The 25,074-nt window shown below is 62.5% G+C and carries 18 protein-coding genes; 3 read left to right on the plus strand and 15 right to left on the minus strand.

Annotated elements, in window-relative coordinates; translation table 11 throughout:
- Positions 1 to 20: 20 nt before the first annotated feature.
- On the minus strand, positions 21 to 920 hold the full coding sequence (locus tag I8746_RS01530; RefSeq protein ID WP_012053946.1) for a LysR family transcriptional regulator: 900 nt from the start codon (positions 918 to 920) through the stop codon (positions 21 to 23).
- A gap of 164 nt (positions 921 to 1,084) precedes the next feature.
- Between I8746_RS01530 and I8746_RS01535 the strand changes: the two genes are divergently transcribed.
- Positions 1,085 to 2,272 carry an MFS transporter gene (locus tag I8746_RS01535; RefSeq protein ID WP_227743112.1) on the plus strand — a complete coding sequence of 396 codons (1,188 nt, stop codon included), beginning with the start codon at positions 1,085 to 1,087 and terminating at the stop codon, positions 2,270 to 2,272.
- A gap of 67 nt (positions 2,273 to 2,339) precedes the next feature.
- On the opposite strand, the gene I8746_RS01540 is transcribed toward I8746_RS01535, so the two are convergent.
- From I8746_RS01540 to pilM, 11 genes are all read right to left on the minus strand, one after another.
- Positions 2,340 to 2,687: a YgiW/YdeI family stress tolerance OB fold protein gene (locus tag I8746_RS01540; RefSeq protein WP_003249161.1), complete on the minus strand. Its 348-nt coding sequence runs from the start codon at positions 2,685 to 2,687 to the stop codon at positions 2,340 to 2,342.
- A 118-nt stretch (positions 2,688 to 2,805) separates the two neighbouring features.
- Complete coding sequence (hemE, locus tag I8746_RS01545) at positions 2,806 to 3,870, minus strand: uroporphyrinogen decarboxylase (RefSeq protein WP_003249158.1); 1,065 nt, start codon at positions 3,868 to 3,870, stop codon at positions 2,806 to 2,808.
- Between the two features lie 194 nt (positions 3,871 to 4,064).
- Positions 4,065 to 5,483, minus strand: coding sequence for an FAD-dependent oxidoreductase (locus I8746_RS01550; RefSeq protein WP_003249156.1), 1,419 nt, complete (start codon positions 5,481 to 5,483; stop codon positions 4,065 to 4,067).
- Between the two features lie 123 nt (positions 5,484 to 5,606).
- Positions 5,607 to 10,052 carry a glutamate synthase large subunit gene (gene gltB, locus I8746_RS01555; RefSeq protein ID WP_020191280.1) on the minus strand — a complete coding sequence of 1,482 codons (4,446 nt, stop codon included), beginning with the start codon at positions 10,050 to 10,052 and terminating at the stop codon, positions 5,607 to 5,609.
- A 373-nt stretch (positions 10,053 to 10,425) separates the two neighbouring features.
- On the minus strand, positions 10,426 to 12,015 hold the full coding sequence (locus I8746_RS01560) for an SPOR domain-containing protein (RefSeq protein WP_019439128.1): 1,590 nt from the start codon (positions 12,013 to 12,015) through the stop codon (positions 10,426 to 10,428).
- 15 nt (positions 12,016 to 12,030) lie between these two features.
- Positions 12,031 to 13,128, minus strand: coding sequence for a 3-dehydroquinate synthase (aroB, locus tag I8746_RS01565; RefSeq protein WP_003249149.1), 1,098 nt, complete (start codon positions 13,126 to 13,128; stop codon positions 12,031 to 12,033).
- Between the two features lie 96 nt (positions 13,129 to 13,224).
- Entirely contained in the window at positions 13,225 to 13,743 is a 519-nt protein-coding gene (gene aroK / locus I8746_RS01570) for a shikimate kinase AroK (RefSeq protein WP_010955625.1), read from the minus strand.
- A 4-nt stretch (positions 13,744 to 13,747) separates the two neighbouring features.
- Positions 13,748 to 15,010: a type IV pilus secretin PilQ gene (locus I8746_RS01575; protein ID WP_017148006.1), complete on the minus strand. Its 1,263-nt coding sequence runs from the start codon at positions 15,008 to 15,010 to the stop codon at positions 13,748 to 13,750.
- Positions 14,934 to 15,935, minus strand: coding sequence for a pilus assembly protein PilP (locus I8746_RS01580; RefSeq protein ID WP_012053950.1), 1,002 nt, complete (start codon positions 15,933 to 15,935; stop codon positions 14,934 to 14,936). The genes I8746_RS01575 and I8746_RS01580 overlap by 77 nt, the downstream gene beginning before the upstream one ends.
- Before the next feature lie 11 nt (positions 15,936 to 15,946).
- Entirely contained in the window at positions 15,947 to 16,483 is a 537-nt protein-coding gene (locus I8746_RS01585) for a PilN domain-containing protein (protein ID WP_004575490.1), read from the minus strand.
- Positions 16,480 to 17,361 carry a type IV pilus biogenesis protein PilM gene (gene pilM, locus I8746_RS01590; RefSeq protein ID WP_017148007.1) on the minus strand — a complete coding sequence of 294 codons (882 nt, stop codon included), beginning with the start codon at positions 17,359 to 17,361 and terminating at the stop codon, positions 16,480 to 16,482. The genes I8746_RS01585 and pilM overlap by 4 nt, the downstream gene beginning before the upstream one ends.
- 206 nt (positions 17,362 to 17,567) lie before the next feature.
- Between pilM and I8746_RS01595 the strand changes: the two genes are divergently transcribed.
- Entirely contained in the window at positions 17,568 to 20,018 is a 2,451-nt protein-coding gene (locus I8746_RS01595) for a penicillin-binding protein 1A (RefSeq protein WP_370588339.1), read from the plus strand.
- Positions 20,019 to 20,199: 181 nt separating this feature from the next.
- Here the strand turns inward: I8746_RS01595 and I8746_RS01600 are convergent, their stop codons facing one another.
- The 3 genes from I8746_RS01600 to rpmE form a co-directional block, all read right to left on the minus strand.
- Entirely contained in the window at positions 20,200 to 21,468 is a 1,269-nt protein-coding gene (locus I8746_RS01600) for a malic enzyme-like NAD(P)-binding protein (protein WP_029611797.1), read from the minus strand.
- A gap of 178 nt (positions 21,469 to 21,646) precedes the next feature.
- The gene (locus tag I8746_RS01605) at positions 21,647 to 22,468 is read right to left on the minus strand and encodes a thermonuclease family protein (protein WP_012053955.1); all 822 of its coding nucleotides are present in this window, start codon (positions 22,466 to 22,468) and stop codon (positions 21,647 to 21,649) included.
- A 2-nt stretch (positions 22,469 to 22,470) separates the two neighbouring features.
- A complete protein-coding gene (gene rpmE, locus I8746_RS01610; RefSeq protein ID WP_003249127.1) occupies positions 22,471 to 22,686 on the minus strand; it encodes a 50S ribosomal protein L31 in 216 nt (71 codons plus the stop codon).
- 167 nt (positions 22,687 to 22,853) lie between these two features.
- Here rpmE and I8746_RS01615 point away from each other — a divergent pair, with 167 nt between their 5' ends.
- Entirely contained in the window at positions 22,854 to 25,073 is a 2,220-nt protein-coding gene (locus tag I8746_RS01615; RefSeq protein ID WP_088512576.1) for a primosomal protein N', read from the plus strand.
- Position 25,074 lies beyond the last annotated feature (1 nt).

Below are 25,074 nucleotides of genomic sequence, written 5' to 3' on the forward strand. Positions count from 1 at the left end.
CCAGTGCCATTTGACCGGCATCACGCCTGACCGACCACCTGCCCTGTCAACAACTCGGCAAATGCCTTGGCCATGACCGAATGGCCGCGCTCACGCTGCACCAGCCACACCGCCGACATCGCCTCTTCATCGAGCAAGGTGCGGTACACCACACCTTCTATACGCATGCGCTGGAACGACGCCGGCAGCACCGACACCCCCAGCCCCGCCGAGACCAGGCCGATGATGGTCATCGCTTCCCCTGCCTCTTGCGCAAAATGGGGGCTGAAACCCGCATGCCGTGCCAGGCTCAGCAATTGTGCATGCAAGCCGCTGCCATAACTGCGCGGGAAGAACACGAAGGGCTCAGGGGCCAACGCCGCCATGTAGACGCCTTGCTCAGTGCCCTCAGCCAGCGGATGCGAAGCATTGATCACCGCCACCAACGGTTCTCGGAACAACTCGGTGGCCACCAACCCCTCCGGCAGCGGCATCGGCCGCATCAACCCCACCTCGATGGTCTCGTCGAATACCCCTTCGGCAACATCACGGCTGCTCATTTCCTTGAGGTTCAGGTGCACCGCCGGAAAGCGCTGACGGAAGGCATGAATGGCCTTGGGGATTTTCGAGGTGAATGGGGCCGAGGAGGTGAAACCGATTTTCATCTCGCCCAGCTCGCCCAACTGCGCACGCCGGGCTACATCCGCGGCCTTCTCCACCTGTGCCAATACCTGGCGCGCTTCCTCGAGGAACAATCGCCCGGCCTCGCTCAGTTCGACACGACGATTGGTACGGTCGAACAACCGGGCCCCCAACTCCTGCTCCAGAGCCTGGATCTGCTGACTCAAGGGCGGCTGGGAAATACCCAGCTGCTGGGCGGCGCGGCCAAAGTGCAGCTCTTCGGCCACAGCAATGAAGTAACGCAGATGACGCAATTCCATGATCTGCTCCAAACAAGTCGCCAAACATCTCAAATAGGTCGAACAATATATTGGATCTAATCGTTAGCCAGCTATATGCTTTTTTCATTGCGCCAGAGGTACCGCCCGTGAAAACTGCAGTAGCCCCCCTCCTCCTTGAGCCACAACCTGCCATCCTGACCGAAATGTGGATCGAAAAAGGCACACCCGCTTTCATGAAAACCGTGCTGGCCTTGTTCAGCGGCGGTTTCGCCACCTTCGCCTTGCTGTACTGCGTACAGCCAATGATGCCTCTGCTATCCAACGAGTTTTCCATCAACGCGGCGCAGAGCAGCCTGGTACTGTCTGTGTCCACCGCCATGCTGGCGTTCGGCCTGCTGATCACCGGCCCCATTTCTGACCGCATCGGGCGCAAACCCGTGATGGTGTTCGCGCTGGTCTGCGCCGCCCTGTCCACCTTGGCCAGCGCAGTGATGCCCAGCTGGGAGCTGGTACTGGCCACCCGCGCCTTGGTCGGCCTGTCGCTGAGCGGCCTGGCGGCAGTGGCGATGACCTACCTGAGCGAAGAGATTCACCCGCAACACATTGGCCTGGCCATGGGCCTGTACATCGGCGGCAACGCGATTGGCGGCATGAGCGGGCGGCTCATCACTGGCGTACTGATCGACTTCGTCAGCTGGCACACGGCGATGCTGACCATTGGCGGCCTGGCCCTGGTGGCCGCGCTGGTGTTCTGGAAGGTGCTGCCGGAATCACGCAATTTCCGCGCACAGACGATGAACCCACGCAGCCTGCTGGACGGTTTTGTCATGCACTTCAAAGATGCAGGCCTGCCCTGGCTGTTTCTTGAAGCCTTCTTGCTGATGGGCGCCTTCGTCACCCTGTTCAACTACATCGGCTACCGCCTGCTGGCCGAGCCCTACCACATGAACCAGGCGCTGGTCGGCTTGCTGTCGGTGGTTTACCTGTCGGGTATCTACAGTTCGGCACAGGTCGGCGCGCTGGCGGACAAACTGGGCCGGCGCAAGGTGTTCTGGGCCAGTATCGTGGTAATGGCGGGTGGCTTGCTGATGACATTGGCCAGTCCGCTGGTGATGGTGATCGTGGGCATGCTGGTGTTCACCTTCGGCTTCTTTGGTGCGCACTCGGTGGCCAGCAGCTGGATCGGCCGCCGGGCGCTGAAGGCCAAGGGGCAGGCGTCGTCGCTGTACCTGTTCTGCTACTACGCTGGCTCCAGCGTGGCCGGTACGGCGGGCGGGGTGTTCTGGCACCAGTGGGGCTGGAACGGGATTGGGCTGTTCATTGGCAGCTTGCTGGCGGTGGCATTGCTGGTGGCATTGCACCTGAGCAAGTTACCACCCAAAACGGTGTGAGGCATTCGTGGGCACGCCTGCACCCACAACCTGTGGGAGCGGGCGTGCCCATGAAGAGGCCATCAGATCAGTTGATGATCTCGACAATATCCACATCCACTTCCCGGCTCATCAGGTGCTTTTCCACCTCACCGGTCAGCTTCACCTTGGTCTTGTCGTTGAACGGCGTCGGCGGCAGGTCCTCATCGTCGATCTCGACAGTGATGGTGCCAGTGTTGTCCTTGAACTCGTACTTGTCGTCGTTGTTGATCTTCTTGGTCACGAAGCCCTGCAGCACGACGGGGGTGTCATCGGCGGCGTCGTTCGCGGCGGCAACCGTGGTTACCGACTGGGCGCCAGGGCCGGTGTAGCCAGCGGCAAATGCGCCAGCGCTGAACAAGGGGGCGAGGATGAGGGCAAGATAACGGATTTTCATGAGGATCGGGTCCTGTTTCGGTTTCGATGGGACCAGATTAACGACGATCGCTGAATTAAAACTTAATGCAAAATAAAAGCCCGGCACATGACCGGGCTTATGGTTTCCGCGTGTCACCTCACTGGTGATACTGCGCCGACAGCTCGTGCACGGCATTGATGAATACGCCGGCATGCTCCGGGTCGACTTCCGGGGTAATGCCGTGGCCAAGGTTGAACACATGACCGGTGCCATGGCCGTAGCTGGCCAGGATGCGCGCCACTTCCTTGCGAATGGCCTCGGGCTTGGCGTAAAGCACGGTCGGATCCATGTTGCCTTGCAAGGCTACTTTGTCACCCACGCGGCGGCGGGCGTCGCCAATCTCGCAGGTCCAGTCCAGGCCCAGTGCGTCGGCACCTGCGTCGGCGATGCTTTCCAGCCACAAACCACCATTCTTGGTGAACAGGATCACCGGCACCTTGCGCCCCTCGTGCTCGCGGATCAGGCCGCTGACGATCTTGCGCATGTAGGCCAGTGAGAACTCCTGGTAGGCCGCCGCCGACAGGTTGCCGCCCCAGGTGTCGAAGATCTGCACGGCCTGGGCGCCGGCCAGGATCTGGCCGTTAAGGTAGCTGGTGACCGACTGGGCCAGCTTGTCCAGCAGCAGGTGCAGGGCTTGCGGGTTGTCGTAGGCCATGGCCTTGGTCTTGCGGAAGTCCTTCGACGAGCCGCCTTCGACCATGTAGGTGGCCAGGGTCCACGGGCTGCCGGAGAAGCCGATCAACGGCACACGGCCATTGAGCTCACGGCGAATGGTGCTGACCGCGTCCATCACGTAGCCGAGGTCTTTCTGTGGGTCCGGGACTGGCAGCGCTTCGATGTCAGCGGGGGTGCTGATGACCTTCTTGAAACGCGGGCCTTCGCCGGTTTCGAAGTACAGGCCCAGGCCCATGGCATCGGGAATGGTAAGGATGTCCGAGAACAGGATCGCTGCGTCCAGCGGGTAGCGGTCCAGCGGCTGCAGGGTGACCTCGCAGGCGAACTGCGGGTTCATGCACAGGCTCATGAAGTCACCGGCCTTGGCGCGGCTGGCGCGGTACTCCGGCAGGTAGCGGCCGGCCTGGCGCATCATCCACACCGGGGTGACGTCTACGGGTTGCTTGAGCAGTGCACGCAGGAAACGATCGTTCTTCAGGGCAGTCATGTCGGCATCCGGAAAAATAGTGCGGGCATTTTCTCAGACACCAGCGCAAAAGGCACGGCCATGACCATGTGTTTTGTCTATTGGATGCCACAGATCAAGCGTTTTTGTATACAAAAGCTTCGCGGGCATGCCCGCTACCACGGGTTCTACGCTTAACCCTGTGGGAGCGGGCATGCCCGCGAACAGGCCGAAAATCAGACTTCGAGGTAGTCCAGGATACCCTCGGCGGCCGTACGCCCTTCGAAGATCGCAGTCACCACCAAGTCCGAACCGCGCACCATGTCGCCACCGGCAAACACTTTCGGGTTGCTGGTCTGGTGCTTGAACTTGCCCTTCTCCGGGGCAACCACACGGCCCTGGCTGTCCAGCTGAATGCCATGCTGCTCAAACCACGGCGCCGGGCTCGGGCGGAAGCCGAAGGCGATTACCACGGCGTCTGCCGGCAGGATCTCTTCGGAGCCCGGGATTGGCTCAGGGCTGCGGCGCCCACGGGCATCAGGCTCGCCCAGGCGAGTCTCGACCACTTTGACGCCTTCGACCTTGTCCTCACCCACAATGGCGATGGGCTGGCGGTTGTAGAGGAACTTCACACCCTCTTCCTTGGCGTTCTTCACCTCTTTGCGCGAACCCGGCATGTTGGCTTCGTCACGACGATAAGCACAGGTCACTGCCTTGGCACCCTGACGGATCGAGGTACGGTTGCAGTCCATCGCGGTGTCACCACCACCCAGCACCACCACTTTCTTGCCCTGCATGTCGACGAAGTCTTCCGGCGACTTCTCGAAGCCCAGGTTGCGGTTGACGTTGGCGATCAGGAAGTCCAGTGCGTCATGCACGCCCGGCAGGTCTTCACCCGGGAAGCCGCCCTTCATGTAGGTGTAGGTACCCATGCCCATGAACACCGCGTCGTACTCGGCGAGCAGCTGTTCCATGGTCACGTCCTTGCCCACCTCGGTGTTCAGGCGGAACTCGATGCCCATGCCGGTGAACACTTCACGGCGGTTGCTGAGCACGGTCTTTTCCAGCTTGAACTCGGGGATACCGAAAGTCAGCAGGCCACCGATCTCAGGGTTTTTGTCGAACACCACCGGGGTTACCCCGGCGCGCACCAGCACATCGGCGCAGCCCAGGCCAGCCGGGCCTGCGCCGATGATGGCGACGCGCTTGCCGGTGGGCTTGACCTTGGACATGTCCGGGCGCCAGCCCATGGCGAAGGCGGTGTCGGTGATGTACTTCTCCACCGAGCCGATGGTCACCGCGCCGAAACCGTCGTTCAGGGTGCAGGCACCCTCGCACAGGCGGTCTTGCGGGCAAACACGGCCGCATACTTCCGGCAGGGTGTTGGTCTGGTGCGACAGTTCCGCCGCGGCCAGGATGTTGCCTTCGGAGACCAGCTTCAACCAGTTGGGGATGAAGTTGTGTACCGGGCACTTCCACTCGCAATACGGGTTACCGCAGCCCAGGCAGCGGTGCGCCTGCTCCACGGACTGCTGCGGCTTGAACGGTTCGTAGATTTCCACGAACTCCTTCTTGCGCTGGCGCAGCAGCTTTTTTTTCGGGTCCTTTCGGCCCACTTCGATGAACTGGAAGTCGTTGTTCAGACGTTCAGCCATTTTTCAAAACCTCTTTACAGCAGCTGCAAGCTACACGCTGCAAGCCGCAAGACGATCACTTAAGCCGGGCAAACCTCTCACTGCCATTACGTGCAGCTTGAGGCTTGCCACTTGCAGCTGTTTTTACTGCGGGTTGGCACGGGTGCTGGACAGCAGCTGCTTCAGGTTGGCTGCCTTCGGCTTGACCAGCCAGAAGCGCCGCACGTAGTCGTCCAGGTTCTCCGAGAGCTCACGCCCCCACTCGCTGCCGGTCTCATCCACATACTCGGCAAGGACACGCGCCAGGTGGCTACGGTAGGCCTCCATCGCTTCGCCACTGATACGCTGGATTTCCACCAGCTCGTGGTTGAGCTTGTCGACGAAGCTATTGTCCATGTCGAGCACGTAGGCAAAGCCGCCAGTCATGCCAGAACCGAAGTTGTAACCGGTCTTGCCCAGAACGCAGACAAAGCCGCCGGTCATGTATTCACAGCAGTGATCGCCAGTGCCCTCGACAACAGCATGGGCGCCGGAGTTACGTACAGCGAAGCGCTCGCCCGCAGTACCTGCGGCAAACAGCTTGCCGCCAGTGGCACCGTACAGGCAGGTGTTGCCGACGATGGCGCTGTGCTGGGTTTCGAACGGGCTGCCGGCTGGCGGCACGATGGTGACCTTGCCACCGGTCATGCCTTTGCCGACGTAATCGTTGGCGTCGCCTTCCAAGTGCAGGTTCAGGCCACCAGCGTTCCACACGCCAAAGCTCTGGCCCGCAGTGCCCTTGAAGCGGAAGGTGATCGGCGCCGCGGCCATGCCCTGGTTGCCGTGCAGACGGGCGATTTCGCCCGACACACGCGCACCAATGGAGCGGTCGCAGTTGCAGATGTCGAGGCTGAACTCGCCACCCGCCTGGTCGCGGATGGCCGGCATGGCCATATCAACCATCTTCTCGGCCAACTCGCCCAGGTCGAACGGCGGGTTCTTGTCGACTTCGCAGAACTGCGGTTTGTCCGCCGGAATGTGCGAGCTGCCCAGCAGCGGCGACAGGTCCAGGTACTGCTGGCGTTCGGTGTCACCTGGCAGCACTTCGAGCAGGTCGGTACGGCCGATCAGCTCGCCAAGGCTGCGCACGCCCAGCTTGGCCAACCACTCGCGGGTTTCTTCGGCGACAAAGGTGAAGAAGTTGATCACCATGTCGACGGTGCCGATGTAGTGGTCCTTGCGCAGCTTGTCGTTCTGGGTGGCCACGCCGGTGGCGCAGTTGTTCAGGTGGCAGATGCGCAGGTACTTGCAGCCCAGGGCAATCATTGGCGCGGTACCAAAGCCGAAGCTTTCGGCGCCGAGGATGGCCGCCTTGATCACGTCCAGGCCGGTTTTCAGGCCGCCGTCGGTCTGCACCCGCACCTTGCCACGCAGGTCGTTGCCACGCAGGGTCTGGTGGGTTTCCGCAAGGCCCAGTTCCCAAGGGGCGCCGGCGTATTTGATCGAGGTCAGCGGCGAAGCACCGGTACCACCGTCGTAACCGGAGATGGTGATCAGGTCGGCATAGGCCTTGGCCACACCCGCGGCGATGGTGCCCACGCCCGCTTCGGCTACCAACTTGACCGATACCAGCGCCTGTGGGTTGACCTGCTTGAGGTCGTAGATCAGCTGCGCCAGATCTTCGATCGAGTAGATGTCATGGTGGGGCGGTGGCGAGATCAAGGTCACGCCCGGTACCGCATAACGCAGCTTGGCGATCAGGCCGTTGACCTTTCCGCCCGGCAACTGGCCGCCCTCACCCGGCTTGGCGCCCTGGGCAACCTTGATCTGCAGCACTTCGGCGTTGACCAGATACTCCGGGGTCACACCAAAACGGCCGGTGGCCACCTGCTTGATCTTCGAGCTCTTGATGGTGCCATAGCGCGACGGGTCTTCGCCGCCTTCACCAGAGTTGGAGCGTGCGCCCAGGCGGTTCATGGCCTCGGCCAGCGCTTCGTGGGCTTCCGGCGACAGTGCACCCAGCGAGATACCCGCCGAGTCGAAACGCTTGAGAATCGCCTCCAGCGGCTCGATCTGCTCCAGCGCCAGCGGCTGGTCGGCCACTTTCACCTTGAGCAAGTCACGAATCATCGACACCGGGCGCTGGTCCACCAGCGTGGTGTATTCCTTGAACTTGGCGTAGTCGCCCTGCTGCACGGCGGCTTGCAGGGTGTTGACCACGTCCGGGTTGTAGGCGTGGTATTCGCCACCGTGGACGAACTTCAGCAAGCCACCTTGCTGGATCGGCTTGCGCGCGCTCCAGGCTTCGGCCGCCAGCAGCTTCTGGTCGTTTTCCAGGTCTTCGAAGCGCGCACCCTTGATGCGGCTGGACACGCCCTTGAAGCTCAGGCCTACCACTTCCTCGGCCAGGCCAATGGCTTCGAACAGCTGTGCACCGCGGTATGAGGCGATGGTGGAGATACCCATCTTGGACAGTATCTTCAGCAGGCCCTTGGAGATACCTTTGCGGTAGTACTTGAACACTTCGTCCAGGTCGCCCAGCACTTCGCCGGTACGGATCAGGTCAGCCAGTACTTCATACGCCAGGTACGGGTAAACGGCCGAGGCACCGAAGCCCAGCAGCACGGCGAAGTGATGCGGATCACGGGCGGTAGCGGTTTCCACCAGGATGTTGCTGTCGCAACGCAGGCCCTGTTCGGTCAGGCGGTGGTGCACTGCACCAACGGCCAGCGAAGCGTGCACCGGCAGCTTGCCCGGGGCGATATAACGGTCGCTCAGCACCAGCTGGGTCTTGCCGCCACGCACAGCTTCTTCGGCCTGGTCGGCAATGTTGCGGATGGCCGCTTCCAGGCCGACGCCCTGCTCATAGTTGAGGTCGATCAGCTGGCGGTCGAAGCCTTCGCGCTCCAGGTTCATCAGCGAACGCCACTTGGCGGGCGAGATGACCGGCGAGCTGAGGATGACCCGCGAAGCGTGCTCCGGGGACTCCTGGAAGATGTTGCGCTCTGCACCCAGGCAGATTTCCAGCGACATCACGATCGCTTCGCGCAGCGGGTCGATCGGCGGGTTGGTTACCTGAGCGAACTGCTGGCGGAAGAAGTCGTACGGCGAGCGCACGCGCTGCGACAGCACGGCCATCGGCGTGTCGTCACCCATCGAGCCAACGGCTTCCTGGCCCTGCTCACCCAATGGGCGCAGTACCTGGTCACGCTCTTCGAAGGTGACCTGGAACATCTTCATGTATTGCTTGAGCTGGTCAGCGTCGTAGCTGGCCACACCCTGGTCGTCGGTCAGCGTCGCCTGGATGCGGGTGGCGTGCTGACGCAGCCAGCGCTTGTACGGGTGGCGCGACTTCAGGCGGTTGTCGATGGCGTCGGTGTCGAGGATCTGGCCGGTTTCGGTGTCCACGGCAAGGATCTGGCCCGGGCCGACACGGCCCTTGGCCAGCACTTCCTCAGGCTGATAGCCCCATACGCCGATTTCCGAGGCGATGGTGATGTAACCATTGGTGGTGGTCACCCAGCGCGCCGGGCGCAGACCGTTACGGTCGAGCAGGCACACCGCGTGGCGGCCTTCGGTCATGACGATACCGGCCGGGCCATCCCACGGCTCCATGTGCATGGAGTTGTATTCGTAGAAGGCGCGCAGGTCGGCGTCCATGGTCTCGACGTTCTGCCACGCTGGCGGTACCAGCATGCGCACGCCGCGGAACAGGTCGATGCCACCGGTGACCATCAGTTCCAGCATGTTGTCCATGCTGGACGAGTCGGAACCGACGCGGTTGACCAGCGGGCCGAGCTCTTCGAGGTCCGGGATCTGGTCATTGGCGAACTTGGTGCGACGAGCAACGGCCCAGTTGCGGTTGCCGGTGATGGTGTTGATCTCGCCGTTATGGGCGAGGAAGCGGAACGGCTGCGCCAGCGGCCATTTCGGCAGGGTGTTGGTGGAGAAGCGCTGGTGGAACACGCAGATCGCGGTTTGCAGGCGCTCGTCACCCAGGTCTGGATAAAACGCCGCGAGATCGCGCGGCATCATCAGGCCTTTGTAGATGATGGTCTTGTGCGAGAAGCTGCAGATGTAGTGGTCGGCGTCGTGGGCGTTGGCCACCGACGAACGACGACGGGCACTGAACAGCTTGATGGCGAATTCCTGGTCGCTCAGGCCTTCACCGCCAATGAACACCTGCTCGATCTGCGGCAGGCGCTCCAGGGCCAGGCGGCCGAGGACGCTGGTGTCGATCGGCACCTTGCGCCAGCCGACCAGTTTCAGGCCAGCGGCGAGGATCTCGCGGTCCATGTTGGCGCGGGCAGCTTCGGCTTTGACCGGGTCCTGGTTGAAGAACACCATGCCGACGGCGTACTGCTTGGGCAGCTCGACAGCGAAGTGCTCCTGGGCCATGGCACGCAGGAATTGATCGGGCTTCTGCATGAGCAGACCGCAACCGTCACCGGTCTTGCCGTCGGCATTGATGCCGCCGCGGTGGGTCATGCATGTCAGCGCCTGCATGGCAGTTTGCAGAAGGTGGTGGCTCGGCTCACCCGTCATATGGGCGATCAGGCCAAAACCACAGTTGTCCTTGAATTCTTCGGGATGGTACAGACCTGTTTTCATAGACACATTCTCACCAGGTTCACCTCTCAACGGAGGTAAATCTCTTTTTTAACAACCACTTACCATCCACGCCGATCAAACGCCAGCTTTTTTGCGGTGGTCATGGAAAACCATTGTTGCACAGCGACAGCGACGCCCACAAATTTTCATGTCTCGTCATTGAAAATTTATGTCGCAATTTTGAATGTTTTTGCGCCATGCGCCGTGATAGCAGCTTGGCTCGAGTCTGAAGCGTTTCAGCCATGACTGCAACTAAGGGCTTGTGGCCGGCAGTCCGGGACAGAAAAGCCTGCCGCGCTCGGGCGCAGCAGGCTAGTCGAAAGCTAGAATTCGCTTAGCTACTGGGCGGCGGGGTGATGCCGCCCGGAAGGTATCAGCGGGCCGTGGCCAGCTCTTGTTGGACGCTGCCGACGGTACGTGGCCAAGGTTTACCAGCCTGGACCTTCGCTGGCAAGTTCTTGATTGCCGCAACCGCTGCGTCGCGGTTGGCGAAACTGCCGTAAGTCACGACGTACAGAGGCTTGCCCTGTAGGTTTTTCTTGAAGTAGCGATAGTCGCCACCCTGGGCCTTGACGTAAGCCTGGGCCGACGCCTCGGAGCTGGTACCAAGGATCTGCACCACATAATTGCCCGGCTTCTGTCCGGCATACCAGCCACTGTTGCCAGCGCCAGCGGCGGCTGGTTTTTCCGCAGCTTTGGCAGCCGGCTTGGCCACGGCGACCTGGGTCGGCGCCGGTGCTGGCTTGGCCGGCGCAACCGGCTTGGCGGGCTGGGTTGCAACAGGCTTGGGCGCAGGCGCAACCGACTGCACGGGCTGGGCAGGCGCAGGCGCCGGGCCAGCCGGCACACCTTGTGGCGGAGCGATGGTGGTCACGGTAGGTGGCGGGTTGCCAGGCTGCAGCGCGGTGTCGACAGCCGGGCCTCCCTCTTCACCCTCGCCCATGCCTGCGGCTTGGGCCAGCGGCTCGCGCATCACCGGCTGCGACTGGCCAACCAGTGGCAGCGGCATTGGCTGGGACGAGCCAGAGAACTCGATGGCAGCACCCTGCTTGCCGTCGCCCAGTGGCAACTGGGCCTGGGCAGCCGGCGCTTCGGCAGGGGCCTTGTCGCCTTTCTTGGGCATCAATACCGCGGCCGCAACGGCAACCACGACCACAGCGGACAGTGCGAGCACATGTTTTTTAGGCATCTTGAACCCCATGGTTGGTCGCTTGGCCGTCGAGCGGCTGGCGATCATGGCTTCGATCAAAGTGTCACGGGCGACCTGATTGATGTTGCCAGGCCAGCCGTCGGAGTTTTCATGGATATCGGCGATCTGTTCACGGCTGAACACCTCGATGCCCCGACCAGCCCCTTCCAGGCGCTGTTCCAGGTACTCGCGGGTTTCTTCTTCACTGTAGGGCGCAAGCTCGATGATGTGAAAACGTTCTTCCTCGACATTGAGCTCATCCAGCCCGGCAATCAGCGATGGCTCACCGAACAGAAACACGTGCGGACGCCCTTCAGGAACCCCCGCCGCCAACTCCAGCAACGCTTGGAGTGCCGACTCGTCGAGTTGTTCCGCATCGTCCACCAGCAAATACACTTCCTGCCCGGTCAGTGCCAGCTGCACCACCTTCGACAGGATCGCCTGCACCTCGGGCTGGGCCACACCCAGCTCCTGCGCGACCTGCGCGAGCATACTGGAGGCGTCGCTGGCGCTGCGGGCCGACACCACCACACTTTGCACAGTCTGCTTGTTGGTGCTGGCCACCAGGGCCTGGCGAAGTAGCGACTTGCCGCTGCCCAACGGGCCGCTGACCACCAGCATCAACTGGCTATAGCGCGCCAGGTGGTGCAGTTGGCCGAGCACCGGTTTGCGCTGGGCCGGGAAGAACTTGAAGCCAGGTACGCGGGGCGCGAACGGATCATGGCTCAACTGGTAATGGTCGAGAAAGGCCTCATCGGCATGCAAACTTGTCATTGCGCTGTCACAACCTCAAAGCTGGGCCACGATCGCGCGGTAATCCGCCGACAGCGTGGCCTGAAGAATCTCTTTCGAATAGTCGTCAGTCACCACGGCCTCGCCCATTTGGCGCAGCAGCACCAAACGCAAACGACCGTCGAGCACCTTCTTGTCGACCGCCATGTGCTCCATGAAATGCGCCGGGGTCATTTCCTGTGGTGGCACCACCGGCAAACCTGCGTCCTGCAACAGGCGGATTCCACGATCGCGCTCAGCCTGGTCGATCCAGCCAAGGCGCATGGACATTTCCAGGGCCATCACTGTGCCCGCCGCGACAGCCTCGCCGTGCAGCCACACGCCATAGCCCATGTGGGTTTCGATAGCATGCCCGAAGGTATGCCCCAGGTTCAGCGTGGCCCGTACGCCCGACTCGCGCTCGTCAGCACCCACCACTGCGGCCTTGGCCGCGCAAGAGCGGCGGATGGCCTCGGTCAGGGCTGCCGAATCGAGGGCACGCAGTGCCTGCATATTGTCTTCGAGCCAGGCGAGGAACGGCTTGTCGCAAATCAGGCCGTACTTGATCACCTCGGCCAGACCTGCGGACAGCTCGCGCGCTGGCAGGGTCTTGAGGCTGGTGGTATCGATCAGCACCGCGTTGGGCTGATAGAACGCACCGACCATGTTCTTGCCCAGCGGATGATTGATGCCGGTCTTGCCACCCACGGAAGAGTCGACCTGGGACAACAGGGTAGTCGGCACCTGGATGAAGTCGACGCCGCGCTGGTAGCAGGCGGCTGCGAAACCAGCCATGTCACCAATCACGCCACCACCAAGCGCGACCACAGTAGTACGGCGATCATGCCGAGCTGTCAGCAGGCCATCGAAGATCAGCTGCAATGTTTCCCAGTTCTTGTGGGCTTCCCCATCGGGCAACACCACTGGCAGTACCGAGTAGGCTCCAAGGGCCTTGCTCAGGCGTTCGAGATACAGCGGCGCGACGGTCTCGTTGGAAACGATGGCTACCTGCCGACCCGCAATGTGCGGCGCCAGCAGCTCAGGCTGGTCCAGCAGGCCTTCGCCAATGTAGATCGGGTAGCTACGCTCGCCCAGGTCGACCTTTAGTGTCTGCATGTATCCCCACAATGTACTTGGGCGCGGCGCCATCCGGCGACCTGCGCGGTAACGTTGAGCCTCGCCTCGGCGCTGGAGGCCGAGAATAGTCCCGGGTTAACGGGGCGGCAACTGCTGCAAGCGCTCGAGAATATCGATCACCACCATGCGTGGGGGCCGCTCGTCGGTTTCAACCACCAGGTCGGCGATCTCGCGGTAGAGCGGGTCGCGGGTTTCCAGCAAGGTGCGCAAGGTCGCCTCCGGATTGGCCGTGCGCAGCAGCGGGCGATTGCGGTCGCGCGCGGTGCGACCGACTTGCTGCTCGACCGAAGCATGCAGGTAGATCACCCGGCCACCCTGATGCAGCGCCTGCCGGTTGGCTTCGCGCATCACCGCGCCACCGCCGGTGGCCAGCACCACACCGTCGAGCGCGCACAACTCGGCAATCATCGCTTGCTCGCGATCACGGAAACCCGGTTCGCCTTCCTTGTCGAATATCCACGGGATGTTTGCGCCGCATCGCAGTTCGATTTCCTTGTCGGAATCCTTGAACAGCAGGCGCAGCTCTTTGGCCAACAGGCGTCCGATGGTGCTTTTACCAGCGCCCATGGGCCCCACAAGTATCAAATTTCGCACAGAATCAACGACTCACAGCAATCGCCTGGTCACTCATGATACGCGGAGTCAGGAAGACCAGCAGCTCGGATTTTTTCTCTTGTAATGCATCGCGTCGAAACAGCCGCCCAACATACGGCAGATCGCCGAAAAATGGCACCTTGTCGACCACATTGTTTTGCGAAGTCGAGTAGACGCCACCGATCACGATCGTTTCGCCGTCAGCCACACGAACCTTGGCATTGACCTCGTTCTTGCGGATCGGCGGTACGTTGTTCAACGCATTGACGTAATCCGGCTCGTCCTTGGTCACCCTGACGGTCATGATCACCCTGTTGTCCGGAGTGATCTGTGGTGTTACTTCGAGCGACAGCGAGGCTTCGCGAAACGATACCGAGGTAGCGCCGCTTTGGCTCGTTTCCTGGTAAGGCACCTCGGTACCCTTGAGGATCCTCGCCGTTTCCTTGTCAGCCGTGACCACCTTGGGCTGCGAAATGATCTCGCCGTTGCCGCTTTTTTCCATGGCACTGAGCTCCAGGTCCAGCAGCACGTCACCGCGCAACAGACCCAGGCCGATACTGCTGCCGGCTCGTTCCAGACCGAGGTCGACGAACAGCTCCTTGCCGGGCCGCAGTTTCTCGCCGTACAGCGGCCCACCCCAGCGTACCCCCAGGCTTTTCTCATAATCGACGTTGGCCTCGACGATACGCGCCTCGATCGCTACCTGACGCACCGGCACGTCCAACTGCGCCACCAACTGGCGCATCTCGGCCAGGCGGTCAGCGGGCAGGTACACCACCAGCGTATTGGTGCGCTCATCGACACTCAGGCTACCCGTGGAGATACCGCCACCCTCCAGACTTGCCAGCAGCAACTGCGCCAAATCGGCGGCCTTGGCGTGGTGAATGGTCAGCAGCTCCCGACGCAATGGCTGCAGCTGCGCGTCCAGCACTTGGCTCACCCGGGCGTCTGCCGATTGCGCGGCAAACTCGGCCGCAGGCGCCACCAAGAGCACATTGCCCTCCTGGCGCCGGGACAGGCCCTTGCTGCGCAACACCAGGTCGAGCGCCTGATCCCACGGCACGTCCTGCAAACGCAAAGTGACGCTGCCTTGTACCGCATCACTGGCAACCAGGTTGACGCCGGCGTAGTCAGCCAGCACCTGCAGCACCGCACGCACCTCTACATCCTGGAAGTTCAGCGACAGGGGTTCACCCTGGTAAGGCGTCGCCGAAGCCAGCGGGATCGACAGCAGGGTTGCCAGCAGGTATTTCATCCACGTTTTCATTCGGGTCCGAGGCCTCCTTGCCCTGGCGCTTGGCGAGGGTGATGAACGCCGTGCGCTCGTGCCACACCCCCGCCATGAACAGCCGCTCACGCACTTCGACCTGACGTTGGTCTATATGCATCACTACCCCCTGATCACGCCCTACCCGGTCGCCCGGGCGTACGCGATAGAGCTTGCCAGCCGCCTTCAGCAGTGCCTCGCGTGCCGCCCCGCGCGCCAGGCTGCCGACCATTTCCAGCTGCGCCAACGGCACGCCGACCAGCCCGGCACTGGCCACTCGCGCAGCAGCCGGCGCAAACGGGTCCACTTCAGGTGCAGCCATTGCGGCCCTTGCCGGCAGGTCCGCCAGCATTGCAGGTGCCTTCAGGGGCGTAGCCGCGTGATAGGCATCAACCCGCAACTGCAGGCGCAACAGTCCAGGCTGGCGATCAACGGTTGCCAGGCTCATGTCACCGCTGCGCAGAATCCGTGCCTGCCCTAACCAGTCGCCCAGCCACAGCCGCAAGGCCGAGTAACGCCCTACCACTTGCACCACCAGCGGTACCTTACTGAATCCGGCCTGTTGCTCGCCCTCACCTACATCGAGTCGCTCGACAAGCAAGCCGTGTGCATGCCCCGACACTGCCAGACGCTCAAGCAGGTCGCTCATGCTCTCCCCGGCCGCCAGGTACCAGTGCGCCGCTTGCAACCGCTGTTCGGCAATCACCGTTAGAGCCTTCAGCCGCTCCAGTTCGGCCAACTGCGATGCACTGGCTACCTGCAGCTGGCTCAACTCGACATGCCTGGCATCCTCCCGCGCCTGCTGCTGCAACAGGGCGGGCAGGCGCATCGCGCAGCCCAGGCTGAACAACACAACAGCCACCAGCACTGGCGCCAGCCGTCGGAAGCGGCCTGAGCCCTCGACCACTGCCAGCCAAGCGAGCATCTGCGCGGTACTCACGACCAGAACGCCGCAACGCGAGCGGTCAGCAGAAACTCATCGCCGTCCGGCAGGCTCTTGATGCGTTTGAGTTCCAGATCGAGCAAAACGCTCGAGCGGTTCAAGTCGCGCATGAACTGAGCAACCACAGCACCGGACGCAGCCACCCCTGTCATCTGCAAGCGGCCACTATCAAGGCTCAGGTCAAGTAGCTGCACACCTTCAGGCAACGCCCCTTCAAGGTCGGCGAAGACACCGGCCAATACACCCTGATGGGCGCGCAGGCCTTCCAGGGCCACCGCACGGGCAAGTAGCGCTTCATGCTGTGCACGCACGTCGGCCAGCGACTGCAACTGCTCATCCTGTGCATCAAGGGTCGCTTGGCGCTGGGTATTGGCCAGCACCTGCTGATGCCCGCGTTGGCGGGCCAGCTGATCGACCAGCATCACGGCGCACAAAGCCAAAAGTGCACCACCCACCAGCTGGCCTCGAAAGCGACGCAGCGCCGCCTGACGCTGCCGTTCGCGCCAGGGCAGAAGGTTCAGCCGCATCATGGCCGCAAACCTCCCAAGGCCAAGGCGCAGGCCAGGAGCATCGCCCCATCAACATGCTCAAGCCCTGCCAGCCCAGGCAGGTACGTGCACCGCACATTCAGCCGGCTGCCAAGGCCCTGCAGCCAGCCCGGATTGATCGATGAGCTGCTGGCAACCCACAACCCCGCAGGCAGGCTCTGCCTGGCAAGTAAAGCCTGCAGGCGCTCTGGCCATTGCCCGTTCATATCCGGGCCAGTCGTTTGCAGTTCACAGCGCTGGTACACCCTGCCCGGCTGCCAGTCATGAAGCGTTACGCTGCGGGTTTCGACACGCAGCAGCGCTGCTCCCTCAAGGCCACCCTGTGGCAACATGCGGCACAAGGCAATGGTGTCGACCTCGACGGCTTCCAACTGCAAGCCCGCCTCCTCGACGACGGATTCGAGTGACGCCAGCGCACTCTGTCGACAGGCAGCAACCATTACCTCTGAGCAACCTGGCTGGTCATGGGAAGCCCCCATGACCTGAAAATCCAAGGCCAGGTCTTCCAGCGGAAACGGAAACAGCCGCTCTGCATCGGCAAGCAGTTGTGCCTCCAACTGCGCCCCGCTCTGCTCCACCGGCAGATGGCACAACTTGCAGATAACCTGACTGGCCGGCAGTGCCAGCGCTACCCGGCGTTGCCTGAGGCCGCTGCGCCGGTAAGCGCGCTGCAGCGCAGCCACCACCTCCCCAGGCGCCTCAGCCCAGTCATCGGCCAGCGGCGCCTGAAACAGCTCTTGTGCCGATCCCATCACACGCCAGCGTCGATTGCGCTGCTGCAGTTGCATTATCCGAACGGCGTCGGGCGTGATTTCCACCCCCACCAGTGAACCGGCATCCTTGCCGAAGCGTCCAAACATCGCGACTCCTTTGCTGTCTGTTGCAGCTGCCAAGCGCAGCCACCTGTCGCAACCCCGCGGCAACACTGAGCCGGGGCTACTCATCGAGTCGACGGGTAGCCTGGCCGGTCACCCGGAGAGGCGAAAAATGCTTATAATGCCCAGCGTTTTTTGGTCCACCGGACCTGCGTGCAATCCACTCCCAACCTGGACACCGAAAAGCCTTGATACGTCTGCTGAAGTTCTTCTGGTGGTCTTCCGTCGCAGTCATCTGCGCGCTCGTACTCGGTGTGAGCGGTGCGTTTCTGTATCTTAGTCCCAGCCTGCCCTCGGTCGAGTCCCTCAGAAGCATCCAGTTGCAGATCCCCCTCAGGGTGTACAGCAGCGATGGCAAGCTGATTGCCGAATTCGGCGAAATGCGCCGCTCGCCGATCCGCTTCGCGGAAATTCCCCCACAATTCATTCAGGCGTTGCTGTCAGCCGAGGACGACAATTTCCTCAACCACTACGGTGTCGACCCCAGCAGCCTGATGCGCGCCGCGACCCAGCTGGTGAAAACCGGGCATATCCAGACCGGCGGCAGCACCATTACCATGCAGGTGGCGAAGAACTTCTTCCTCACCAGCGAACGCAGCTTCTCACGCAAGACCAACGAAATCCTGCTGGCCCTGCAGATCGAGCGTGAGCTGACCAAGGACGAAATCCTTGAGCTGTACGTGAACAAGATCTACCTGGGCAACCGCGCCTACGGTATCGATGCAGCAGCACAGGTGTATTACGGCAAGTCCATCCGTGACGTGAGCCTGGCGCAGATGGCGATGATCGCCGGCCTGCCCAAGGCACCGTCGCGCTTCAACCCGCTGGCCAACCCGGTGCGCGCCAAAGAGCGCCGCGACTGGATCCTTGGGCGCATGTACAAGCTGGGTAAAATCGACCAGGCCAGCTACGAGGCCGCCCTGGCCGAGCCGCTCAACGCCAGCTATCACGTGCCGACGCCTGAGGTGAATGCCCCGTACATCGCCGAAATGGCCCGCGCGGAAATGGTCGGCCGCTACGGCAGCGACGCCTACACCGAAGGCTTCCGCGTCACGACCACCGTGCCTAGCGACATGCAGGAAATGGCCAACAAGGCCGTCCTCAAGGGCCTCTCCGATTACGATGAGCGCCACGGCTACCGTGGCCCTGAAGCACGCTTCCCGGGCCGCACCCAGGCAGCGTGGCTGCAGGAACTGGGCAAGCAACGCACCCTTGGCGGCCTGGAGCCAGCCATTGTCACCCAGGTGGAACACACCGGCCTCAAGGTGCTGACCCGTGACGGCCAAGAGGCGCAGGTTGCCTGGGACACCATGAAATGGGCGCGCCCGTTCATCAACAACAACGCCCAGGGCCGCTCACCGCAATCGCCGGCCGACGTGGCCCAGGTCGGTGACCTGGTGCGCCTGCAACGCCTTGACGATGGCACATTGAAGTTCAGCCAGGTGCCCGTTGCGCAGAGTGCCCTGGTCACCCTCGACCCGAACAACGGCGCCATCCGCGCCCTGGTCGGCGGTTTCTCGTTCGAACAGAGCAACTACAACCGCGCCGTGCAGGCCAAGCGCCAACCGGGCTCGAGTTTCAAACCCTTCATCTACAGCGCCGCGCTGGACAGCGGCTACACCGCTTCCAGCCTGGTCAACGATGCGCCGATCGTGTTCGTTGACGAGTCGGTGGATAAAGTGTGGCGACCGAAGAACGATACCAACACCTTCCTCGGCCCTATCCGCATGCGTGAGGCGCTGTACAAGTCACGCAACCTGGTGTCGATCCGCCTGCTGCAAGCCATGGGCGTGGACCGCACCATCGACTACATCGCCAAGTTCGGCTTCAACAAGCAGGACCTGCCGCGCAACCTGTCGCTGGCCCTGGGCACCGCCACCCTGACCCCGATGGAAATCGCCACCGGCTGGAGCACCTTTGCCAACGGCGGGTACAAGATCACCCCGTACCTGATCGAGCGCATCGAGAGCCGCAGCGGCGAGACACTGTTCACCGCCAACCCGGCCCGCGTACCGCAAGGTGCCCAAGACCAGGCGGGCCTGGCCGCACCCGAGCAGCCAATCAGCACTGCGGCCATGCCAGGCGAAGCACCTTCTGCCTTCAGCCAGGTGGCCGCGGCACCGCAAGCGCCGGCAGTGGCCGAACAGATCATCGACGGGCGTACCACCTACATCCTCACCAGCATGCTGCAGGACGTGATCAAGCGCGGCACCGGCCGCCGGGCGCTGGCCTTGGGCCGCACCGACCTGGCGGGCAAGACGGGTACGACCAACGAATCCAAGGACGCCTGGTTCTCCGGTTACAACGCCGATTACGTGACTACCGTTTGGGTCGGCTTCGACCAACCGGAAACCCTCGGCCGCCGCGAATATGGCGGGACTGCGGCACTGCCGATCTGGATGAACTTCATGGGCGCGGCGCTCAAGGACAAGCCTGCGCATGCCCCGGCAGAACCGGAGGGCATTCTCAGCTTGCGCGTCGACCCGGTCAGCGGGCGCGCTGCATCGCCGAGCACCCCGAATGCCTACTTCGAGCTGTTCAAAGCCGAAGATTCGCCGCCGTCGGTGGACGAGCTGGGCAATGGCGCGGCACCGGGCAGCCCGCTGCCAGCCGATGAAGCGACGCCGATGGATCTGTTCTAAGGCAGGGCGCCTGACTCAGGTTTTGCGTGGGCGCGTGAATCGAGCGCCGCCCGCGCGGCGCTCGATCTGATAGGCGCCACAAGTGCCCTGACGAACACCTTGCAGCCCTGACACATTCCCAAGCCCCAACAAAAAGCCCCGGCTCATGCGAGCCGGGGCTTTTTTATGTCGCTTGCGGCAATCAGCCGTTGAACACTTCATCCACGCTGGTCAGCGGGTAGTGCTTCGGATATGGCAGGGTAGCCACGCCGGATTCGATGGCAGCCTTGGCCACAGCATCGGAAACGACGGTGATCAAGCGTGCATCCAGCGGCTTCGGAATGATGTACTCACGGCCGAACTCCAGGCCTTCAACGCCATAGGCTTCGCAAACTTCCTTCGGCACTGGCAGCTTGGCCAGGTCTTTCAGGGCGATAGCGGCAGCGATCTTCATCTCTTCGTTGATACGCTTGGCGCGAACGTCCAGAGCACCACGGAAGATGAACGGGAAGCCCAGTACGTTGTTGACCTGGTTCGGGTAGTCGGAACGACCGGTCGCCATGATCACGTCGTTGCGAGTGGCGTGCGCCAGCTCTGGCGAGATTTCCGGGTCCGGGTTCGAGCAGGCGAACACGATCGGGTTGGCAGCCATCGACTTCAGGCCTTCCGGGCTCAGCAGGTTCGGGCCAGACAGGCCTACGAACACGTCGGCACCGTCAAGGGCGTCGGCCAGAGTACGCTTGTCGGTCGCGTGGGCGAACTGCGCCTTGTACTGGTTCAGGTCGTCACGGCCGGCGTGGATCACGCCACTACGGTCGATCATGAAGATGTTCTCGACCTTCGCACCCATGCTTACCAGCAGCTTCATGCAGGAAATGGCAGCAGCGCCGGCGCCCAGGCAGACGATCTTGGCTTCTTCCAGTTTCTTGCCGGCGATTTCCAGGGCGTTGATCATGCCAGCGGCAGTTACGATGGCAGTACCGTGCTGGTCATCGTGGAACACCGGGATGTCGCACTGTTCGATCAGGGTACGTTCGATTTCAAAGCACTCAGGTGCCTTGATGTCTTCAAGGTTGATGCCACCGAAGGTGATCGAAATGCGGCGAACGGTGTCGATGAACGCTTGCGGGCTTTCCGACTCGACTTCGATGTCGAACACATCGATACCGGCGAAACGCTTGAACAGAACACCCTTGCCTTCCATGACAGGCTTGGAAGCCAGTGGGCCGAGGTCACCCAGACCGAGGATGGCAGTGCCATCGGAAATCACCGCAACCAGGTTGCCTTTGCCGGTGTATTTGTAAGCCAGCTCTGGATCACGGCCAATTTCGCGCACCGGCTCTGCAACACCTGGGCTGTAGGCCAGGGCGAGGTCACGGGCGGTGGCAGTGGGCTTGGAGAGTTCAACGCTCAGTTTCCCCGGACGAGGGTGAGCGTGATATTCGAGAGCGGCGGTTTTCAGGTCTGACATGGTGGGCATTCCGCTATTTACTGTTCTGACGGACCGCCGAGGATACGCAAAGAGCCGGGGAGCCACAAGACTGGCCGGTCACTTGTGTCAAGGCCTTTAGCCTACGACTTTACGCTACAACCCACGGGGGCATACAACCAACAGTGTGTACAATCTCGTAGCGAAATGTCTACATCTTTTAACCTGAAATGCGCTCCAACATGCTTGGATCGGTCAATGGCAACACCCAACGTCGCTGCCCGGGCTTGAGGCCACCCCTGCGGGAACGATCCAGCACCCAGCCGCGCGCTTCGACCTGGCGTCCCTTGAGATTATCGAAGAAGCTGGCGGGGAAGTTGCGCTGCAGACGAGCGGGAACCTGCAGTACCAGGGTACCGCCCAGGGTAAGCCAGACCCCACCACGATTTCGCTCGATGCCTTCGATACGACCACGCACAACAGCGAAACCTGACTGCCTGACATCGCTTGCAGCCACTACGGGCGAATGCCGCCACAGGCCAACGCCAGCCTGGCGCGCTACTTGTTCGGCAAGCTGCTGGCAATCGCTGAAACGCACATTAGGGGCAATGGCCACGCGGTAGCCCAAGCCCTCGCTAAGCAATTGTGCTTCCAGATTGTCGCCATTGCGGCTGTAGATGTGCGCCAGTGTGCGACCGTACTTGTCCTTACCTTCAACACCAGGCACCAGCCCGACACGATCGTCATTGGCCTTTACCAAGGCCTGCAATCGCCGTCTGGCAGCTTCGGCATAGGGCTCACTGGTACGCCCCTTGCGGCCTATTTCCGGGGCATTGATACCGATCAGCCGCACACTGCGGCCATCGACCAGACGCAAGGTGTCGCCATCAACCACCTGTCGTACCGCTACCCATTGGGGCTTATCCGGCTGTGGGCAGAACGCCAGGACCGGGAAATGCCAGATAACGCCCACAAAAAAGGCGCCCACAAGGGACGCCTTCTTCAGCAACAATGCGAAGCCCGAAGGATTCGCCCTGCGCATGATTACTTCTTGGCACCGAACATGCCGAAGCGATCGGCGAACTTCTGTACGCGACCACCGGTGTCCAGAACTTTCTGCTTACCGGTGTAGAACGGGTGGCACAGGTTGCAAACGTCGATCGACAGGACGTTGCCCAGGGTCGAACGAGTTTCGAACTTGTTACCGCAGCTGCAGGTGACTGCAACTACTTCGTAGTTCGGGTGGATACCTTCTTTCATGGTCACTTCCTCGAGCTGCGTGCCGCCACCCAACACCAATTGTTGAATACCGCACGTAATTAGGCGGCGAATAATACCAGAGCACACCGTCAGCGCAAGATGTCGCTTGCACCGACCGTCGTCTGCTAGGCTCGCCAGTCCTTGTAACGCCCTCCGAGACTTTCCGCGTGTCCGACGTCATCCTGCGCCTTGCCCTGCCCTCTCCGCTGCGGCGCCTGTTCGACTACAAGGCGCCGGCGAGCATGGCGCGCCAGACCTTGACCCCTGGCATGCGCATCCGCGTGCCCTTTGGCCGCCGCGAAATGATCGGTGTGCTGATAGAGGTGTGCACGCAGAGCGAAGTGCCCGCCGACAAACTGAAGCCGGCCACTGCCCTGCTCGACCCGGTGTCCCCCATCCCCGCGTCGCTGTTCAAGCTGTGCCTGTGGACCGCCCAGTACTACCAGCATAGCCTGGGCGATACCCTGAGCTGGGCGCTGCCCACGCTACTGCGCCAGGGCGAAGCTGCCGAAATGCGCCAGGAACGCTTCTGGCACATAGCCCCTGGCGCCCGCCTGGAGGACCCGCGCATCGCCCGCGCGCCGCGCCAGCGCGACGCCCTCAAGACCCTGGCCCAGCACCCGCACGGCGTGGCCCACAGCCTGCTGGCCAAACTCAACCTGAACAAGGACAGCCTCGACCTGCTGCTGGCCAAGGATCTGGTGCAGATCGAGACGCGCCGCCACTTGCCGGCCCTGCGCCATGAGCACTGGCTGGCACAGCCGGAACTCCCCCTCAACGAAGAGCAACGCGATGCCTTCGACGCCGTGTGCGAGGGCTTTGGCGGTTTCGGCGCGTTCTTGCTGGCCGGCGTCACCGGCAGTGGCAAGACCGAGGTCTACCTGCAACTGATCCGCGAAACCCTGGAAGCCGGCAAGCAGGCGCTGGTGCTGATCCCGGAGATCAACCTCGGCCCGCAAACCCTGGCCCGCTTCGAGCAACGCTTCAACGCGCGCATTGCCCTGCTGCACTCTGCGGTGAACGACCGCGAACGCCTGGATGCCTGGCTGGCGGCACGGGACGGCGAGGCCGATATCATCATCGGCACCCGCTCGGCATTGTTCACGCCGATGAAAAACCCCGGCCTGATCATCATCGACGAAGAGCACGACGGCTCCTATAAACAGCAGGAAGGCCTGCGGTACCACGCCCGCGACCTGGCACTGGTACGCGCTCACCAGGAGAACATCCCGATCCTGCTCGGCTCCGCCACACCGTCGCTGGAAACCCTGCATAACGCCCTGACCGGCCGCTACCGCCTGCTGCGTATGAACCAACGCGCCGGGGGGGCCCGCCCGCCGCGCATGCTGCGCCTTGATGTGAAGAGCCTGCCACTGGACAGCGGCATCAGTGGCCCGCTGCAGCAGGCTATCCGACAGACCCTGGAAGCTGGCCAACAAGTGCTGGTGTTCCTCAACCGCCGCGGCTTTGCCCCAACCTTGCTGTGCCACGATTGCGGCTGGCTGTCCGAATGCCCACGCTGCGATGCGCGCATGACCGTGCACCAGCGCTCCGGCGTGCTGCGCTGCCACCACTGTGGCTATGACGAACGCCTGCCGCACCAGTGCCCGCAATGCAACCACGTCGACCTGCGCCCGGTCGGTGCCGGTACCGAGCGCGCCGAAGAGCGCCTGAAGGTGCTGTTCCCGGATTACCCGATCCTGCGCGTGGACCGCGACAGCACGGCGCGCAAGGACGCCATGCACAACCTGTTCAGCACCATCCAGCGCGGCCAGCCAAGCATCCTCGTCGGCACCCAGATGCTCGCCAAGGGCCACCACTTCCCGCGGGTGACCCTGGTGGCCATCCTTGATGCCGATGGTGGGCTGTTTTCCGGTGACTTCCGCGCCAGCGAGCGCATGGCACAACTTATCGTACAGGTGGCCGGGCGGGCCGGGCGGGCCGAAGAACCCGGCAAGGTCATCATCCAGACCCACCTGGCCGACCACCCACTGTTGGTCCAGCTAACCGAGCAAGGCTACTTCGCCTTCGCCGAACAGGCCCTGGACGAACGCCGAGCCGCCGGGCTGCCGCCCTACTCGCACCTGGCCTTGCTGCGTGCCGAAGCACACAAGCCGGGGCAGGCCGAAAGTTTTCTCGACGAAGCCTGTGCCGCCGCCGAGCGCCTGGTGGCCGAACAGCACCTGCCGGGCATCGAACTGCTGGGCCCGGTACCGGCGCCCATGGAGCGCCGCGCCGGACGATTCCGCGCACAATTGTTGATACAGGCCAATACCCGGGCGCCGTTGCATCGACTGATCAGCGCCTGGTTGCTAGTGTTGGAACAGTTGCCGAGCGGGCGCCAGGTGCGCTGGTCGCTGGATGTCGACCCGGTAGACCTGTATTGAG

It is taken from the genome of Pseudomonas sp. USTB-Z, from assembly GCF_019691255.1.
Lineage (GTDB): Bacteria > Pseudomonadota > Gammaproteobacteria > Pseudomonadales > Pseudomonadaceae > Aquipseudomonas > Aquipseudomonas alloputida.